Origin of the sequence: Mycobacterium sp., from assembly GCF_035570115.1 — a bacterium.
Lineage (GTDB): Bacteria > Actinomycetota > Actinomycetes > Mycobacteriales > Mycobacteriaceae > Mycobacterium.
Map to the genome: position 1 here is coordinate 93,036 of NZ_DATMLH010000116.1, position 16,623 is coordinate 109,658.

Consider the following 16,623-nt stretch of genomic DNA (forward strand, 5'->3'; position numbering starts at 1 on the left):
CGCGGGTCGACCGTCAGTTGTCTTCGCCGAGGATCGTGTAGATCTCGCGGCGAGCGTTGTTGACGATCTCGACGATGCGTTGCTGTTGCTCAGTACTGGCGGCGTGGGCGGATTGCGCCACGGCGCCGAACAGTTGCCCGACTGCAGCCCGCAGGTTCAGGTGAGAGGGATCGACACCTTCGGCGATCTCGTCCCATGGCGGCGTCTCGACCTTCTCCGCGGCAGCCTTGCCGGTATCGGTCAGCTCGAAGAGCTTTTTGCTGCCTTCTGTTTCCGTGCCGATGATCAGTCCCTCGTCGACCAGCAGTTGCAGGGTCGGGTAGACCGAGCCGGGGCTGGGTCGCCACAGGTCCTGGCTGCGCTCGGCGATCTCCTGGATCATCTCGTAGCCGTGCATCGGCCGCTCGGCCAGCAGCACCAGAATGGCGGCGCGGACGTCGCCACGCTTGCCACGCCGGCCAGGTCCGCCACGCCGTCTACCGCGTGGGCCGGGGCCGAAGCCCAAGCCGAATCCGCCGGGACCGAAACCCCGGCCGAAACCGGGCCCGAAGCCGGGCCCGAAGCCCGGGCCGAAGGGCCCGTCGTGGCCGGCGTCGTGACCGCGGACGTGGTCGCGGAAATCGCGACGGGCCTGCCTACGCTGCTCGTGCAGGGCACGCCGTGCATGCGGGTGGAAGCCGAAGCCCTGGGCGCCGAGGCCCCCGGGGAACGGCCCATCTTGATCGGGGAATGGGTTGTTCATATGTCTTCTCGTTTCTGGAAAGGTGGCACCGGATGCGCCACCGATGCAGTAACGATATATCGAAAACTATCGTGATGCAACGTTGAGTTTACGGTGGCCGCTTTACCAGGGGTTTGTGGCTCGAACCATCCGGGTAGCACACCAGTAATGAATCAGGAGAACCGCGATCCGACGATCGGCGCAGGTGTTGACCCCGACGAGCCGCCCGCCTCGACCGGCGGGCCGCATCGCAGCAGGTCGCTGCGGTTGTGGGTGAACTGGGCGCTGGCGGCCTTGACGGTGGTGGGCGCCGTCGTTGTCATGGCCTATTTCTTCGGTGCCGTGATGAGCACTGCCGCTTGCGGCCAAAAGCAATGCCCTCATCTCGGGCCGGACGGGATCAGCCCTGACGTGCTGCTCTACGGACCCCCCGTGGTGGCGGCACTGACGTTGGTCGCTTCGTTTTTCACCGCGCAACGCCGATGGGGCGTGGTCGTCCCGGTGGCGGCCCTGGCACTGCTCGGCGCCGACATCGGGATCCTCGCCGCCACGGTCGCACAGTAGCTAGCGGGGCGGCGAAAAGCCGCCAGTCGATGGTGGTCCCGTAGGCCCGGCGGGCGGCCATGGTGCCTGCCCGTTCGGGGAGGGCCGTAATCGCGCGAGTTCCCGGCGGTGTCGTTCGGCCAACACCGCGGCAAGGACCAGCTGCGGCGGGGTGCCGGGCGGCGGCGGCGGGGCGACTCGACTCAGCACGTCACCGGCGATCCGGTAGGCCATCTGCTCGCGTAGCTGCGGATCGAGTTGCGATGCACGGGAGACGAATTGGCGCGCAACTTCGGCTTGCTCGGCGCCCAGCCCGGACAGCTGCAGCGACGCAGCCCACCAAGCCAACGGCGGTGGCATCACCGGCGGTGGACTTAACTTGGGCCCGCGTTCGCTGATCACCATCGTGCCCGCGAAGATATCGCCGATCCGTTTGGCTTTCGGCGAGAGCATGCTGCAGATCACCGCGGGGCTGCCCAACAACATCCAGATCTCGACGACGGACGCCAGTGCGCGAAACAGCGCCTGGCGGAAGCGCTCCGGGCCGCCGTCGTCCGACACCACCCGCAGTCCCATCACCATCTTGCCGACCGAGCGACCACGCGTTGCGGTTTCGAAGACGACGGGATATCCGACGAACACCAGCACGGTGAAGATGACCATGATCGCCGCGGTCACGGCCTCGTCGAATTGGGTCAGCGTGGCCGCCGACAACATCAGCGCCACCAGATAGCCGATGGCGATGACCGCGATGTCGATCAGGGCGCCGACTGCGCGCACCGGCAGTTGAGCGATCGGCACGTCGAGCACCACCGCGTCCCCGGTCACCACTTCCGGCATACTGCGAACGCTACCCGGCTTGTCAGACGCCGGCCTGCGTCGGCATGCCCCGAGTTTGCCCGTAACGCTAGGCTCCGAATAATGGATGTCGACGCGTTCGTGCTCGCTCATCGCGACACCTGGGATCGCCTCGAACGATTGGTGAAACATCGCCGGCAGTTGACGGGCGCTGAGATCGACGAACTCGTCGAGCTTTACCAGCGGGTGTCGACGCACTTGTCGATGCTGCGCTCGGCGTCGTCAGATTCAGCCCTGGTCGGCAGCCTTTCGAGTCTGGTGGCCCGCGCCCGGGCCGCGGTCACCGGTGCGCACGCCCCGCTGTCTCGCGAATTGGTCCGGTTCTGGACGGTGTCATTTCCGGTGGTCGCCTACCGTGCCTGGCGGTGGTGGCTGGCGACGGCGGTGGTGTTCTTCGCTGTGGCGACGGTTATCGCGGTATGGGTAATCGGCAGCCCGGAGGTGCAGTCCACCATCGGAACACCAAGCGAGATCGATGAATTGGTCAACCATGAGTTCGCCTCGTATTACAGCGAGCACTCCGCTGCCGCGTTCGGGCTGCACGTCTGGGTCAACAATTCCTGGGTGGCCGCCAAGTGCATTGCGTTCTCGGTCGTGCTGGGTGTGCCGATCCCCTTTGTTCTGTTCGCCAACGCCGCCAACCTCGGAGTCGTGGCCGGGCTGATGCTGCAGGCCGGTAAGGGTGACGTCATGCTGGGGTTGCTTATCCCGCATGGTCTTTTGGAGCTCACGGCGGTGTTTCTGGCGGCTGCCGCGGGCATGCGACTGGGGTGGTCGGTGATCTCGCCGGGTGATCGCCCGCGGGGACAGGTGCTTGCCGAACAGGGCCGTGCTGTCGTTGCGGTCGCCGTCGGGTTGGTTGTCGTGCTGCTCGTCTCGGGTGCCATCGAGGCGCTAGTCACCCCGTCGCCGTTGCCGACATTCCTGCGGATCGGCGTCGGAATCCTGGCCGAGGCCGGCTTTTTGACGTACATCGTGTATTTCGGTCGGCGCGCGGTTCGCGCCGGCGACACCGGCGACATCGCCGATGCGCCGGACGTGGTGCCAACTCGTTGACTTAGAGCCGGCCGGTTGCCTTCATCGCCAGGTAACGGTCGGCCAGTGCCGGCGCGAGTTCGGTGGGGGGTGCGTCGATCACCTCCACTCCGCCGTGCCGAAGCCGCGTAGCGATTACCTGCCGGTCGTTGCGCGAGTGTTCGGCGGCCGCGGCGTCGTACACCGCGGCCGCATCGGCGCGCCCGGCGGCCAGCTGGTCGACGCGCGGGTCGGCGACCGCGGCGATGAGCACTCGGTGCTTGGCCGACAGCTGGGGCAATACCGGCAGCAGCCCCTCGTCGAGAGCGCTCGCGTTGAGATCGGTCAGCAGCACCACCAGCGCCCGCCGCCGTGTCCGGCGGATGATAGCGGAAACCATTGCAGCGGCATCAGATTCGATCAGCGTCGGTTGCAGCGGAGCCATTGCGTCGACCAGGCGGGCCAGCAGGTCAGTCCGTGCGGCGCCGAACACGCCAGCCCGGGTCGTCCGGTCGTGCGCCATGAAGTCGACATGGTCACCGGCCCGCGAGGCGAGCGCCGCCAGCAACAGGGCGGCGTCCATCGACCAATCAAGCCGTGGCCAACCGCTTGGATCGCTGGCCGTCGGATCGACACCGACACGGCCGGCGGCCGTGCGTCCGGTGTCGAGCACGATGACGACGCGCCGGTCACGTTCGGGCCGCCACGTCCGCACCACGACGTCGGCCCGACGGGCGGTTGCCCGCCAGTCGATTGAGCGGACATCGTCGCCGACGACATACTCTCGCAGCGAGTCGAATTCGGTGCCCTGCCCGCGGGTCAAGGTCGGCAGCAGGCCATCGATCTCCCGGAGTCTGGCCAGACGCGACGGCAAATGCTTTCGTGACAAGAACGGCGGCAGCACCCGGACCTGGGCGGGTACCGGACGCGATCGCTGCCGCCCCGCCAACCCCAGGGGGCCGATGGACCGCGCAGTGACCGCCGCCGAGCGCTGATCACCGCGGCGGACCGGCCGCAGGCAGGTGCCCACGCGCTGCACCTGCCCGGCGGCGATGTCGACGGCGTGGCTGGCCGGTTCGGCGCCTGCACTGGGAGCCCAGGCGTCGCGAACCTGTCCGCGGAACCGCCGTCGGCCGGCATTGTGAATCAGCAGACCGGTATTCACCGCTTCGCCCAGCCGCACCGAGCCGTTGTGGGTGCGGGTGTACTGCAATTGGGATGGGCTCGCGGCCCAACCGATGTCGGCGATCACCCCGACGGCCAGCAGAGTCAGCAGCACCAGAAAACAGGGTGCCGGCCAGGGTGATAGCGCGATTGGCAGAGCGCACATGAGTGCAATCAGCCCGGTGCGCCCGGTCAGGATCACTAGCGTGGCACCGGGACCGACGCCAAAATTCCGTCGAGTATGCCATCGGGTGTGGCGCCCTCCAACTCCGCCTCCGGCCGAAGCATCACCCGGTGGCGTAGCGTCGGCCGGGCCATCGCCTTCACATCGTCGGGCGTCACGTAATGGCGTCCGGAGAGCCACGACCACGACCGCGCGGTGGCCAGCAATGCCGTTGCGCCGCGCGGTGAGACACCGAGTTGCAGCGCCGGCGAGTGGCGGGTGGCACTGACGATGTCGACGATGTAACCCAGCACCTCATCGGCGACAAGTACCCGACGCACCGCGTCACGGCCCGCTGCCAGCTCGGTCGGCCCGGCCACGGGACGGATCGCGGACAGGTCGCGTGGATCGAAGCCGTGCGCGTGGCGGCTGAGGATGGCGATTTCGGCATCGCGTGGCGGCAGCGGCACAGTCAGTTTCAGCAGGAACCGGTCCAGCTGGGCCTCTGGCAACTGATAGGTGCCCTCGTATTCGATCGGGTTCTGCGTCGCCGCGACGATAAACGGGTCAGGCAGCGCCCTCGGTTCGCCGTCGACGCTGACCTGACGCTCTTCCATCGCCTCCAGCAGGGCCGCCTGAGTCTTGGGTGGCGTGCGGTTGATCTCGTCGGCCAGCATGAGATTGGTGAAAACCGGGCCGCTGCGGAAGACGAACGCGGCGGTGCGAGTGTCGTAGACCAGTGATCCGGTGACATCGCCGGGCATCAGGTCCGGCGTGAACTGGACGCGCTTGAACTCCAGTTGCAGTGCCGCGGCCAGGGAACGAACCAGCAGCGTCTTCGCGACGCCGGGAACACCTTCGAGTAACACGTGGCCGCGGCATAGCAACGCGATCACCAGCCCGGTGATCACCGCGTCCTGGCCGACGACGGCCTTGCCGATCTCGCCGCGCAGCGCCAACAACGCATGCCGCGCTGACTCCGCGACCGGCAGCTGAGCGGACGTGGGGCGCGAGTCAGTCATGATTGTGCGACCTGCCTTTCGATGTCGTCGAGTGCACGGGCAAGCTGTACTAAGTCGGCATCGGTAGCCGGTGGTGGACCAAATAACATATGCCACAAGTACTCTGGGTTCGAACCGCTACGCTGCGCAACGGCGGTCACCACCCCAGGCGACGATGTGTCGATGCCTAGGCCGAGCCGGGGCAGCAGCCGCTGCAGTGTCGCAGCGCGCAGTGCTTTCGCCGCGCGGTCGCGGGCTCGCCGCGACCGGTACAACCGGCCGCGGCCCTCGACCGTCTCCGACGCGCGCACTACCACGGGCAGTTCCTCGGCGACCAGCGGGCCGAGTCGACGACCCTTCCACAAAGCGGCCAGTAACACTGCCACCCACAGCTGCAGAACCATCCAGACGACGTTGTCCGGGATCAGGCCGAAGATTGTTGCCGAACTGGATGATTCGCCCTCGACCCGCTGCGGCGCGTACCACACCAGGCGGTAGTCCTGGCCGGCAAGGTTCATTGCCAGCGCGGCGTTGCCGGCCTGCAACAGGCCTCCGTTGCTCATGAAGTCGGTACTGCCGACGACTGTCACGATGCGTTCGCCGTCGCGGTAGCGCACCAGCGCTCCGCCGTAGCAGCTGGTGACCGCGTGGTCACCGACAGCGCTGTAGGTGTTGGATGGCCCGAAATCCACCGATCCAGCCCGGTCCGCTTCGCGCAGAGCACAATTCGGAGTGTTATCGCGGGCGCTGGCGCCGCTGCTGCGGATACCCGGGGCAAGGGCGGCGCGGGCGCGCGAGGTCGGCTCGACCAGCAGCAGATCGCCTGACGTGGCGGCCAGCCGTTGAAGCAGGGAATCGTTGGTGACGCGCTGGGTCTGGGCGAACAGCAGCAGTGTTCCTGAGCCGGCTGCGCTTTCCGCTTCGGCGACGCTGGTAGCAACCACAACGGTGACCCCACGGTCTCGCAGCAGGGTGACCAGCGCGTGCGCGCCGTCAGGTCCAGTCGATGCCGGGTCCATCCTCCCGCCCGGACGTGGTGCGGTCAGGTACGTGCCGATCGTGGCGACGGCGCAGACGGCGGCCAGCACGAGTAGCACCCAACGCCATGATCTCCGTTGGCGCACCGGGATGACCCTGTCGGCGACGGTCATCGAACCGGTGCCCACGAGTCGACTGTGGCGGGCTGATCCAGCCCGGGACGGCCGGTGGCGGACCGGAACCGCAGGTCGTCATCGAGGTCGACAATCGTCTGGTAGGCAGCCGGTGTTCCCGGTCTTTCGCCGTAGGTGACGTCGTTGAATGCCATTGCGGCTTGCAATAATTCGGACTCCAAGTGAGGTACGCGGGCGCCGGCATCGCGGGCTAGCTCGTTCGCAGTGCGACCGGGCGCCGGGTCGAGGATCCGGGTCTCCTCGAGACCGCGGGCCACTGCACGCAGCCGATGTCGAATTGCCGCAGTCCAATTACCCTCGGCGGCAAAGCGCTCCGCGATGGCGCGATGCTGGTCAGCGCTCAGCTGCGTGGTATCGAATAGTTGATAGTCGCCACCCTGATGAGTGCGGATGGTGCGCCGGGCGACGCGGATGCCGATCACGATCGCGACAATCAGCACGGTGAACAGCACGCAGAGGGTCAACCATCCGCCCGGCACGGAAGAGCCCTTTTCAAGAAGGCGAAACAGCAAGTCGTGGATCCATTCATGCACCCGCTGGCTCAGCGACGCTTTGGGATAGATCGGTTTGTCGAGTTCGCGTTGGGCGGCCTGGTGTGCGGCATCGTGGTCGATATCGATAGCGGGCATCCTCAGCTGGTCCTTACACCGGCCGCGTTAGCCAGAGGTAGTCGGTGGAAGCAGTCGCCGCGGTTCCGCCGGTGGCGCCCGTCTGCAAGACCAGATCGAATGCCTCGGCCCGGATCCGGCGGTCCGTGTACAGCAAGACCACGACGCCGGCGCTGAATGGATCGGTGATGATTCGGCCGATCGCCGATCCGACTGCCCCCACTATCGCGCCGATCAGCGATGCGCCGCTGGGTCCGATCAACAGGTGACCGATGAAGTTGAACGGCGCCGCCACCGCACCGGCGACCAAAACCACCACCACCCAAGTCAGCACCCGGATGCCGAGCACTCGCCAAAAACTGTTGCGAACCAACGCAAATGACCGCGTGATCGCGTCTATCACCGGCAGCCGCTCCAGCACGATCAGCACCGGCGCGAACGACAGCATTGTGTAGAAGTAGACCACCGTCGCTACCGACACCAGCACCAACGGCACACCGATGAGTAGGGCCGCCGCCGCGCTGCCGGCGGCGCCGATCGCCGCGATGATCAACCCCACCAGTCCGCTCAGCAATATCAGCCCAACGGACTCCAACGCCACCAGCCCGATCAATGCGGGCAGCCGACCACGAACCTTAGCCCATGTCTCGCCGGGTCCGATTGTCGAACCGAACACCGCCCGGCCGACAACGACCGTGAGCATGCCGCTGAGCAGGACGCCGGCCAGCCAGCCGACCATGCCGGTAAGCCCCGCCGACAGCAGCCAGGCGACCACGTCACCGCCGGTGAGTTCCTCGGGCGGGGCCGTCCGTAGCCGGCCGGCAGCGGCCAAGGGTCCGACGGCGGCGATCAGCGAGACGATCTCGGTACTCACCACGACGATCGCGGTCAGCCCCAAGGTGGCCCTGATGTTGGTCCGAATGTAGGCGGCCGCGCCATTGAAGATGTCGCTGAGGCTCAACGGTCGCAACGGGATTATCCCGGGCTTGCGTGTCCCAAAGGCGTGCTGTGGCGGCCTGCCATAGCCGGACGGGAAGGCATAACCGGGGGCAGGCGGGTAACCCGGCGGCGGGTAGGGACCGTAACTCGGCGGCGGATAGGGACCGTAACTCGGCGGCGGATAGGGACCGTAACCCGGCGGCGGATAGGGACCGTAACCCGGCGCCGGCGAATAACCCCACGACGGATACCCAGGCGCTGGGTACGCGGGAGGACGGTAACCGAGCGGCGGATAATCCTGATCTGGGTAATCCGGGTAATCGGGCGGCGGCGCGCTCACCAGGTGGAGCTGTCGTCGTCGATCATGAGCGCCGCTTGCCCCCGCGAGCGGGTGGTGTCCCCACCCCATCGCTGCTCGCTGGATTTTCTGCGGCGCGGACCATGACTCCCATACTGTCGACCACCGGATCATTTCTCAACGTATTGCGATGCGTGCCGTGGCGCGCTCTGCTGCTGGTGCGGCGCGTAGCGTCTCCGCTATGGCGGAACTCAAGTCCCAACTGCGGGCAGATCTGACTGATGCGATGAAGACGCAGGACAAGTTGCGTACCGCGACGTTGCGCATGCTGCTCGCGGCGATTCAGACCGAGGAAGTCTCCGGCAAGGAGGCGCGGGAACTCTCCGACGACGAGGTCCTCAAGGTGCTGGCCCGGGAGTCCAGGAAGCGCAACGAGGCAGCGGAGATCTACACCCAGAACGGTCGCGGCGAGCTGGCGGCCAACGAGCACGCCGAAGCACGGGTCATTGACGAGTATCTGCCGGCCCCGCTCAGTGAAGCCGAGTTGGCTGAGGTCGTCGACACCGCCATGGCGCAGGTGGCCGAGCAGTTGGGCGAGCGGCCGGGCATGAAGCAGATGGGCTTGGTGATGAAGGCCGCCAACGCGCTGGCGGCCGGCAAGGCCGACGGGGCCCGGCTGTCCGCGGCAGTGAAGGGCCGCCTCTAGTCCCCCGCAAGCGGGAGGTGCTCCACGGCGACGGGTCGTTTGCTCCGGCCATGCAGGGGTACCCAATGTGGTATGACACGCTTTGGCTACACTCTGATGACAGAGCAGAATGGCCCGAAAGACCTTGTCCGCTACGCTGTTTCGGCTGAGCATCGAGGTTTTGACTTCGAAGTCAGCAGTGACCACGTTTCGCCCTGGCTGGCATCACAAGGTCATGCACCTAACGCGTGGGTGATGCTGGGAGCGGTCGCACAAGCCACCGAACGGGTCGATCTCTACACGTATGTGACATGCCCGACCATGCGCTATCACCCAGTGATCGTGGCGCAGCAGGCGGCGACCCTGCAGATCCTGGCGGATGGCCGGTTCACCCTGGGACTGGGCAGCGGCGAAAACCTCAACGAACATGTGGTCGGCAACGGTTGGCCGGCCATCACGCAACGGCAAGACATGCTTCGGGAGGCTATCGAGATCATCCGCGCGCTGTTCGGCGGTCACCTGGTCGACTGGCGCGGCGACTACTACCAGGTGGATTCTGCACGGTTGTGGGACCTGCCCGATGTTCCCGTCGGGATAGGCGTGGCGGTGGGCGGGAAGAAGGCCATTGAGAAATTCGCCACCCTCGCCGATCACCTGATCGCGGTGGAACCTAGCGGAGATCTCGTGCACGAGTGGCACTCGACGCTGCAGGCCAACGGCATGGCCCGAGGGGGCCGGGTAGTCGGGCAGATCCCAATCGCTTGGGACCCGGACCGCGACGCCGCCATTGAGCGCGCCCACGACCAGTTCCGTTGGTTCGGCGGTGGGTGGAAAGTGAACGCCGAGTTACCGACGCCGGCTGGTTTTGCCGGCGCGACGCAGTTCGTCCGCCTCGACGATGTCGCGGACAGCATTCCGTGCGGACCGGATCTGGACGCGATCGTCGACGCCGTGCGCCCATATTGGGAAGCAGGCTTCACCGATATCGCGCTGTTGCAAATCGGCGGTCAGAGCCAAGACCTCTTCTTGAAAGAGGCCGCCGAGCCACTGCTGACTGCGCTGCGGGCGGCAGTCACCGACAGCGACAAGTAAAGGAGATTCCAGATGCCAAACTCATTGCAAGGCAAGATAGTAGCTATCTTGGCTGCTGATGGCGTGGAGAAGGTGGAACTTGAGCAGCCGCGTGCGGCGCTGACTCAGGAAGGTGCACAGGTTCAGCTGCTCTCGCTGAAAACTGGTGAAATCCAAGCTCGCAACCACGATTTGGAGCCGGCTGGCACATTCAGCGTCGATCGGGCGGTCTCAGACGCATCGGTCGACGAGTTCGACGCGTTGGTCCTGCCCGGTGGCACGGTGAACCCGGACAAACTACGCCTCGATGATTCGGCCGTGGGATTCGTGCGTGACTTCGTCAATTCCGGAAAGTTGGTCGCCGCCATCTGCCACGGGCCCTGGACGCTGGTGGAGGCCGGCGTGGTTGCGGGAAGAACGCTGACCTCGTATCCGAGCATTCGCACCGATCTACGCAATGCAGGCGCCAAAGTCGTCGACGAGGAAGTCGTCGTCGATCGAAATCTGGTGACCAGCCGATCACCGTCGGACCTTCCGGCGTTCTGCTCAACTATTGTCGAGCACTTCGACCATGCGGCGGCGGGCACGTAACTACTTCGCTGCCGAATCCGGTTTCGGGGCCGTGGATTGTGGGCATGAACTAGCTCGAGCCGTGACCGCCGCGGTGATCACGACCTCGGAAGGCCGAAGTGACCATCGCCTACACTGCACAGCGCGATTCGCTGGATGTCGACGGTGTCTACCCGCCGCAACACGACTCTCTGTTGCTCATTGACACATTGGAGCGGGCCGCGCTGGCCCGGGGGCGACGGGTGTTGGATCTGTGTACCGGCAGCGGCGTCGTAGCGATCGCCGCGGCCGCGCTGGGAGCGGCCAGCGTGACTGCATTCGACGTTTGCCCGCGGGCTGTGCGGTGTTCGCGTGGTAATGCCGTCCATGCCGGTGTCGATGTCGATGTTCGCGAGGGATCGTGGATCGGCGCACTGGATCTCCCGCCATTCGAAGTCATCGTGTCGAATCCGCCCTACGTGCCCACCCCGCCGGTCCCCGACCCCAGGGTTATCCCGCTGACGGCCGGCCCGGCGTGGGCCTGGAACGCGGGAATCGACGGGCGGATGGTCCTGGACCCGTTGTGCAGATCGGCGTCCGGTTTGCTGGCCGCTGGCGGTTCCATGCTGCTGGTGCAGTCAGCCATCTCTGGCGTTGAGAAGTCGCTGGATTATTTGCGATTAACCGGCCTGGATGCCGGAGTCGTTGCTTCGCAACGAGTTCCGTTCGGGCCGGTGTTGTCGGCACGGGCCGGGTGGCTGGAAGCTACCGGCAGGATTCGAAAGGGCAGCCGGACTGAAGAACTGGTGGTAATCCGGGCGGACAAGCCATGACCGATCGCACGCGGGTGCAAGTGATACCCAACGGCCCGGTGTTGGTTTCCGGGCCGGTGCGCATCGAGACGCCCGATGGCAACGTCGTGGAGTCGGACCGGTTCATGGTGGCTATCTGCACGTGTCGGCGCAGTAAGAACTATCCGTTGTGCGACACCAGTCACCGGCGTTGCCGACCTTCCCGGCGCTCAGCCCAGCGGTCGTCGTAACGACGTCGCTCCGGCCTTCCATGCCGTCATGATGACATCGGCAAGTCGATCCTCGACCACAGCGTGAGCACGGATACCAAACACGACATCGTGTTCCAGCTGCGGTTCACGGGCGACGAGATCGCCCACCACGTCGACGCGTACCACCTGCTCGTGTACCGCGTCGGCCTCGACATGCTCGCGGTAGAACGCAACACATTCCGGTGGCGCGGCGAGCCGCTGCAGTGCCTCGACCAACCGGCGCGAGCCTGGCGGAGAGGTGATTTCGGTAGCTGCGAAATGCCCTATGGCCGCGCCGCGTAACTGGCGGTGCAAGCCGAATAACGACATCAGGTTCACCACCGCCAACGACTCGGCGGGGACCCCGTCAAGGTAACCGAGATAGGTCGGATCCAGGCCCGCGGCGGTCAGCAAGTCGGCGAACAACTGCTGGTGGAGGTGGGGGCCGCGGCCGGCTCCGTATTCGTCGAATTCAACAGCGACGAACGACGCTTTGGCCTGGCCGGTTAGACGTGGAATAGCCCAGGCGTGTGGATCACCCTCCTTGAGGTGGTAGAGCGATCGGTGCACGAAATACTCGCGCATCTGTTCCCATGTTCCGCCGTCACGCAGCCAGTACGACGGGCCCGTCCCATCGACGGATTCCACTGAGAGGGCGTCCATTTCAGCTTCGGCGGTATGGCCGGGTTCGATGCCGACAACGTCGCGACGCACTCCGGTGAGAAAGGCCCGCTCTAATTGCGCACGCAGATGCAGCAAACCGGGATTCCATTCCCAGGTGGGGTCGACGCCGGCGAAACCCCGGTAGTGCAGCTCGTAGCACATGTAGAGCGCCAGCTGCAGATCAAGCCCGTAGGGATCCGAGTCGCGCACCGAGGCGCCGATGCGTGTCAATTGCTGGCGGGGTGCCAGTTCGGTGAGACTGCACCGAACGGCCATCGACAGCGGCCCGTATGCAGCGGGCAGCTGAGGTTCGATCGTCGTCGGTGCGTGGGTCACGCAGCGGTTTACCCGCGAAGCCGCACCTCTCAAACGCCTGCCGGAAACCTACCCCTCGTCGCTGTTCTGCCAGTCGCAGCCGGTCAGCTCGACCGACAACTCCCACAAACGGCTTGCCATCGCCGGGTCGCGCGCCTTCTTGCGCGGCCTGGTCACCCGTGGCTTGCCCCACTGGCTGAAGCGCGGCGCGAGATAGCTGCCGTTGGGCAGGTCGGTGGTAACCGCCTGAATGCTGGACCGCGCGCCGGTGGCCGCGCTGTGCGCAGGAAACCGGCGGAAGGTGTGTTCCCGCACCCAGGGCAGCAAACCGCTGGTGTCCCTGGTGATATCGGTATCCGTCGCACCCGGATCGGTCATGTATGTCAGGACGCCGCGACGAGCCAGCTCGCGGCTGAACAGCATGATGGCCAGCTTGGACTCCCCGTAGGCCGCCCACTTCGAGTACTTGCGGTTGTGCCAATTGAGGTCGTCGATGTGCAGGCGGCTAAGGGCGTAGGCCGAGCTGACCACCGAGATCACTCGATCCTTGATTTTGTGGCCGAGCAGGCACGTCAAAGCGAAATGGCCGAGGTAGTTGGTGCCCATGTGCGCTTCGAATCCGTCGGCCGTGCGCGTCAGCGGCAGGCCCAGCACGCCGGCGTTGTTGATCAGCACGTCAACGCCGTCCACCGAGTCAGCGAACTTTCGCACGCTGGACAGATCGGCGAGATCGAGGTGGGCTATCTCAACGTCGCCGGCCATCGTGGCTGCGGCTTGCTCACCTTTCGGGATCGTGCGGCAAGCGATGACGACACTGTGACCGTTGGCTGCGAGTGCGGCAGCTGTCGCCTTGCCGACGCCGCTGTTGCCGCCCGTGATGATGGCCCTCACCCGGCGATCATCCAGCGTTTTCAACAGTTACGCACCGGATCTGAAGGAGTTGGTGGGATCCATTGACCACTTCGCAGTTTCCCTCCGAGGTCTTCAACATCGCCAACTATTTGCCCCCTGACGCGTGGTTCCCGGCCATCGACGACATGCTCCCTTCCGGCTTGACGTAGCCGGCCCGCCGCGGACCCGTTAACCGGATCATCACCCATCACGGCCACTGACGATTCTCGTCAGCAGCAGGGGCTCTTGCGATTTGCGCCGGCGCGACCGTATAACTCCTACTGAAAGCGTTCAAAGGGGTGGTGGAGCTGGGACCCGATCCGCGCGACGATGTACCAGCGATGGGCATACCCCGCGCCAGTACTCGACCTCGAGGAGTGGAGCGCCGGGAACTTTGACTGGATGGACCCAGTCCACGCTCATCGGATCTACTGGCCCGACCGCGGATACACCCCCGAGCTGGACATCCTGATCGCCGGTTGCGGGGCCAACCAGGCCGCGTGCATTGCCTTCACCAACCCTTCGGCGAAAGTCGTGGCCATCGACGTCAGCCAGCCGTCACTGGATCACCAGCGATATCTGAAAGACAAACACGGGCTGAAGAACCTGGAACTGCATCTGCTCCCCGTCGAGGAGCTGTCAGCACTGGGCCGCGACTTCGATTTGGTTGTGGCGAGCGGCGTTCTGCATCACCTGGCTGACCCACAGCAGGGGATGCAAGCCATTGCCGGATGCCTGCGGGGGGATGGCGTCGCCAGCGTGATGGTTTATGGAAAATACGGCCGCATCGGCGTCGATTTGTTGGCGTCGGTGTTCGGCGAACTGGGGTTGAGCCAAGACGACTCCTCGCTGCAAGTGCTTCAGGAAACGCTCGCGGTGCTGCCGGCCGATCACCCCGTGCGGAGCTATCTGAAATATGCGTCGGATTTGAAGACGGACGCCGGTGTGGTGGACACGTTTCTGCATGGGCGGCAGCGTAGTTACACGGTCGGGGAGTGCACCGATTTGGTCACGTCGGCGGGGCTCGTTTTTCAGGAATGGCTCTTCAAGTCTGGCTACCACCCACACCAGGGTTATGCGCTGCCTGACCGGCTGTTGTCGGCTTTGAACACGTTGCCAGACATCGAGGTCTGGTCGTTGATGGAACGCCTGCAGGCCGTCATCAAATGCCACTACTTTGTGGCTTGCCGCCCGGACAGGCCCACCGCTAGTTACGCCGTCGATTTCTCCTCCGCGGAAGCTCTGGACTATGTCCCGATGATGCGTGCATTCAGCGGGATGTCCGGCAATGACGTCGTCATGCCGCACGGGAGGATGCCACTAAGCGCAGCCCAGTTGCCATTCGCTCAGCTTGTTGACGGGCAACGCACGATTCGAGAAATTGCCGCGCAGGTGGCCGGGGATGGCGCGCCGCGCGCCGCCGTGGCTGACCTTGAGAATCTCGCGCGCAAGGTTTTTCAGAATTTCTGGCAGCTCGATCTACTCGCGATGGCCCGAACCCCGCCGAGACTCCACAAGTGAGCTAAGGCCGCGATCTTCGCCGTCAACTCGGATAGCTGTCAGACCAGCAATCTTCATGGTCGGGGTCCGACCACCGGAACGATGTCCACGCTGATACCGGACGGAGAGACGCCGCCGGTCGGCTACGCCTTGTGGACGGCCGGGGGATGCCACCGGCCGTCGAGGACTTCACGTTTCGGCGCGTAGAGCCGCATCGTTATCCCGAGGGGTCCCAGCGGTGCGGGCAGCCAATTCGACTCGCGCACTGGGCCGGGGTTGGTGTGCTGTAGGTAAAGGTCCAGCGAGCCGTCGGCGTTGTAGGTCAACGGATCGCGGTCACCGATAGCGAAGCGGTCGAGTTCGTTGGCGACCTGGAAGCCTTCGGCGTCATACATCGTGACCGACCAGAACGCGTAGGCCGGCGGCAGCTTGTCGGCGTCGAAATGGATGACGTAATCGTTCTCACCGGCGACCGGATTCCCGTCGGCGTCGGCGGTCAGCAGCGGGTAGACGGCGTCTTCGGCCGGGTTGGCACCCAAGCCGACCAATGTCACCACCGCACGCTTGAAGTAGTAGTTGCCGTACACGCCCATGGTCTCGGTGAACGTGGTCCAGCCGTCGATGTTGGTGCCCAGCGTATTCAGCGCCGCCAGCATGTCCTGCAGCGCGGCCGCGCGCCCAGTGTCGATCTCGGCGAGTTCCTCGGCGCTGAAGCGGCTGGCGTCGAACGGTTCACCGGCCACGATGCCAAGGTTGGCGATGCGGGCCAGCTGCGAGAAGTCCGTCGGGTGTGGTGGGTTGACCGCCAGCAGGTCGGCAGCATAGGTGAAGAAATCCGCCGCGCTCATGTTGTTGACCAGCTTCAGCGGTTCGGTGGTGGTGTCGTATTCCGGGTCGACGATGTGGTCTGGCGCCTCTCCTACCGGGGTGATGCTGTAACCGTCCTGGACCTTGTGGACCGCGTCATAGTCCGCCGGACCGTTGGTCTGGGTACGACCGATGATCCAGACGTACGGTGTGGGCGCCGCGATCACCGGCAAGCCGTCGGGCAGTTCGCCGGTGTACCCGGGGCCGGTCACGACGAAGTCCTTGGCGTCGGTTCCGGTGGTGCGCTTGCCTGGATTGGCGAAGACGTCGGTCCACATGTCGATTAGCGGCAGCATGTAGTAGCGGTCGTCGGTGTCGGGTGCGTGCAGGATCACCGGGCCGGCGGTGAGATCGAGGAACGCCGAGGAGTAGAGGGTGTCGAAGTTCGGCCGGACCACATTGCGGAAGTCAGCGGTCGGAAACGCCCTGAAGTGATGAAACTCGTTGGGCGGCCCGAATCCCGGCTTGGTACCCGCCGGGGCGTTGATTGCCTGCAGCCGGGTGATGTCCATCGTCACCAGCGGGTAAAAGTACAGGGCTGCTTCGTAACTGAGCGTGC

At 65.3% G+C, this 16,623-nt stretch carries 18 protein-coding genes; 8 read left to right on the forward strand and 10 right to left on the reverse strand.

Going from position 1 to position 16,623, the window contains the following annotated elements:
• Nucleotides 1-13 precede the first annotated feature (13 nt).
• The gene (locus VNW74_RS10730; protein WP_325676576.1) at nt 14-742 is read right to left on the reverse strand and encodes a PadR family transcriptional regulator; all 729 of its coding nucleotides are present in this window, start codon (nt 740-742) and stop codon (nt 14-16) included.
• 147 nt (nt 743-889) lie between these two features.
• Between VNW74_RS10730 and VNW74_RS10735 the strand changes: the two genes are divergently transcribed.
• Entirely contained in the window at nt 890-1,285 is a 396-nt protein-coding gene (locus VNW74_RS10735; RefSeq protein ID WP_325676577.1) for a hypothetical protein, read from the forward strand.
• Here the strand turns inward: VNW74_RS10735 and VNW74_RS10740 are convergent, their stop codons facing one another.
• Nucleotides 1,286-2,104 (reverse strand): RDD family protein, encoded by an 819-nt coding sequence (locus VNW74_RS10740; RefSeq protein ID WP_325676578.1) that lies wholly within the window; start codon nt 2,102-2,104, stop codon nt 1,286-1,288.
• 81 nt (nt 2,105-2,185) lie between these two features.
• Here VNW74_RS10740 and VNW74_RS10745 point away from each other — a divergent pair, with 81 nt between their 5' ends.
• Nucleotides 2,186-3,178 carry a stage II sporulation protein M gene (locus tag VNW74_RS10745; RefSeq protein WP_325676579.1) on the forward strand — a complete coding sequence of 331 codons (993 nt, stop codon included), beginning with the start codon at nt 2,186-2,188 and terminating at the stop codon, nt 3,176-3,178.
• Between the two features lies 1 nt (nt 3,179).
• Here VNW74_RS10745 and VNW74_RS10750 read toward each other — a convergent pair whose 3' ends face one another.
• The 5 genes from VNW74_RS10750 to VNW74_RS10770 are packed head-to-tail and all read right to left on the reverse strand — an operon-like array spanning nt 3,180 to nt 8,592.
• Nucleotides 3,180-4,502, reverse strand: coding sequence for a DUF58 domain-containing protein (locus VNW74_RS10750; protein ID WP_325676580.1), 1,323 nt, complete (start codon nt 4,500-4,502; stop codon nt 3,180-3,182).
• Nucleotides 4,502-5,485 carry a MoxR family ATPase gene (locus VNW74_RS10755; RefSeq protein WP_325676581.1) on the reverse strand — a complete coding sequence of 328 codons (984 nt, stop codon included), beginning with the start codon at nt 5,483-5,485 and terminating at the stop codon, nt 4,502-4,504. The genes VNW74_RS10750 and VNW74_RS10755 overlap by 1 nt, the downstream gene beginning before the upstream one ends.
• Entirely contained in the window at nt 5,482-6,615 is a 1,134-nt protein-coding gene (locus VNW74_RS10760; protein ID WP_325676602.1) for a DUF4350 domain-containing protein, read from the reverse strand. The genes VNW74_RS10755 and VNW74_RS10760 overlap by 4 nt, the downstream gene beginning before the upstream one ends.
• A complete protein-coding gene (locus tag VNW74_RS10765) occupies nt 6,612-7,265 on the reverse strand; it encodes a DUF4129 domain-containing protein (protein ID WP_325676582.1) in 654 nt (217 codons plus the stop codon). The genes VNW74_RS10760 and VNW74_RS10765 overlap by 4 nt, the downstream gene beginning before the upstream one ends.
• 13 nt (nt 7,266-7,278) lie before the next feature.
• Nucleotides 7,279-8,592 carry a hypothetical protein gene (locus tag VNW74_RS10770; protein ID WP_325676583.1) on the reverse strand — a complete coding sequence of 438 codons (1,314 nt, stop codon included), beginning with the start codon at nt 8,590-8,592 and terminating at the stop codon, nt 7,279-7,281.
• Nucleotides 8,593-8,722: 130 nt separating this feature from the next.
• On the opposite strand from VNW74_RS10770, the gene VNW74_RS10775 reads away from it, so the two are divergent.
• The 5 genes from VNW74_RS10775 (at nt 8,723) to VNW74_RS10795 (ending at nt 11,828) form a co-directional block, all read left to right on the forward strand.
• Nucleotides 8,723-9,187 carry a GatB/YqeY domain-containing protein gene (locus tag VNW74_RS10775; protein WP_325676584.1) on the forward strand — a complete coding sequence of 155 codons (465 nt, stop codon included), beginning with the start codon at nt 8,723-8,725 and terminating at the stop codon, nt 9,185-9,187.
• Between the two features lie 72 nt (nt 9,188-9,259).
• A complete protein-coding gene (locus tag VNW74_RS10780) occupies nt 9,260-10,258 on the forward strand; it encodes an LLM class F420-dependent oxidoreductase (RefSeq protein ID WP_325676585.1) in 999 nt (332 codons plus the stop codon).
• 12 nt (nt 10,259-10,270) lie between these two features.
• Nucleotides 10,271-10,828, forward strand: a complete 558-nt coding sequence (locus VNW74_RS10785; RefSeq protein WP_325676586.1) for a type 1 glutamine amidotransferase domain-containing protein — start codon at nt 10,271-10,273, stop codon at nt 10,826-10,828.
• Between the two features lie 98 nt (nt 10,829-10,926).
• Entirely contained in the window at nt 10,927-11,619 is a 693-nt protein-coding gene (locus VNW74_RS10790; RefSeq protein ID WP_325676587.1) for a HemK2/MTQ2 family protein methyltransferase, read from the forward strand.
• Nucleotides 11,616-11,828, forward strand: a complete 213-nt coding sequence (locus tag VNW74_RS10795) for a CDGSH iron-sulfur domain-containing protein (protein ID WP_325676588.1) — start codon at nt 11,616-11,618, stop codon at nt 11,826-11,828. Before VNW74_RS10790 ends, VNW74_RS10795 begins: the two co-directional genes overlap by 4 nt.
• Here VNW74_RS10795 and VNW74_RS10800 read toward each other — a convergent pair.
• Nucleotides 11,808-12,767: an iron-containing redox enzyme family protein gene (locus VNW74_RS10800; protein ID WP_414686653.1), complete on the reverse strand. Its 960-nt coding sequence runs from the start codon at nt 12,765-12,767 to the stop codon at nt 11,808-11,810. The genes VNW74_RS10795 and VNW74_RS10800 overlap by 21 nt on opposite strands.
• 108 nt (nt 12,768-12,875) lie before the next feature.
• A complete protein-coding gene (locus VNW74_RS10805; protein ID WP_325676590.1) occupies nt 12,876-13,697 on the reverse strand; it encodes an SDR family NAD(P)-dependent oxidoreductase in 822 nt (273 codons plus the stop codon).
• Nucleotides 13,698-14,027: 330 nt separating this feature from the next.
• Here VNW74_RS10805 and VNW74_RS10810 point away from each other — a divergent pair, with 330 nt between their 5' ends.
• Nucleotides 14,028-15,218, forward strand: coding sequence for a class I SAM-dependent methyltransferase (locus VNW74_RS10810; protein WP_325676591.1), 1,191 nt, complete (start codon nt 14,028-14,030; stop codon nt 15,216-15,218).
• Nucleotides 15,219-15,340: 122 nt separating this feature from the next.
• Here the strand turns inward: VNW74_RS10810 and VNW74_RS10815 are convergent.
• On the reverse strand, nt 15,341-16,623 hold a 1,283-nt coding region (locus tag VNW74_RS10815), incomplete at its 5' end, for a DUF1254 domain-containing protein (RefSeq protein ID WP_325676592.1).

What these genes read in the sequence shown, in the direction of transcription:
- VNW74_RS10755 (WP_325676581.1), bottom strand. Translation starts at nt 5,485, where the DNA reads ATGACTGACTCGCGCCCCACGTCCGCTCAGCTGCCGGTCGCGGAGTCA.
- VNW74_RS10785 (WP_325676586.1), top strand. Translation starts at nt 10,271, where the DNA reads ATGCCAAACTCATTGCAAGGCAAGATAGTAGCTATCTTGGCTGCTGAT.
- VNW74_RS10760 (WP_325676602.1), bottom strand. Translation starts at nt 6,615, where the DNA reads ATGACCGTCGCCGACAGGGTCATCCCGGTGCGCCAACGGAGATCATGG.
- VNW74_RS10765 (WP_325676582.1), bottom strand. Translation starts at nt 7,265, where the DNA reads ATGCCCGCTATCGATATCGACCACGATGCCGCACACCAGGCCGCCCAA.
- VNW74_RS10780 (WP_325676585.1), top strand. Translation starts at nt 9,260, where the DNA reads ATGACACGCTTTGGCTACACTCTGATGACAGAGCAGAATGGCCCGAAA.
- VNW74_RS10800 (WP_414686653.1), bottom strand. Translation starts at nt 12,767, where the DNA reads ATGGCCGTTCGGTGCAGTCTCACCGAACTGGCACCCCGCCAGCAATTG.
- VNW74_RS10775 (WP_325676584.1), top strand. Translation starts at nt 8,723, where the DNA reads ATGGCGGAACTCAAGTCCCAACTGCGGGCAGATCTGACTGATGCGATG.
- VNW74_RS10740 (WP_325676578.1), bottom strand. Translation starts at nt 2,104, where the DNA reads ATGCCGGAAGTGGTGACCGGGGACGCGGTGGTGCTCGACGTGCCGATC.
- VNW74_RS10735 (WP_325676577.1), top strand. Translation starts at nt 890, where the DNA reads ATGAATCAGGAGAACCGCGATCCGACGATCGGCGCAGGTGTTGACCCC.
- VNW74_RS10730 (WP_325676576.1), bottom strand. Translation starts at nt 742, where the DNA reads ATGAACAACCCATTCCCCGATCAAGATGGGCCGTTCCCCGGGGGCCTC.
- VNW74_RS10770 (WP_325676583.1), bottom strand. Translation starts at nt 8,592, where the DNA reads ATGGGGTGGGGACACCACCCGCTCGCGGGGGCAAGCGGCGCTCATGAT.
- VNW74_RS10810 (WP_325676591.1), top strand. Translation starts at nt 14,028, where the DNA reads ATGTACCAGCGATGGGCATACCCCGCGCCAGTACTCGACCTCGAGGAG.
- VNW74_RS10745 (WP_325676579.1), top strand. Translation starts at nt 2,186, where the DNA reads ATGGATGTCGACGCGTTCGTGCTCGCTCATCGCGACACCTGGGATCGC.
- VNW74_RS10795 (WP_325676588.1), top strand. Translation starts at nt 11,616, where the DNA reads ATGACCGATCGCACGCGGGTGCAAGTGATACCCAACGGCCCGGTGTTG.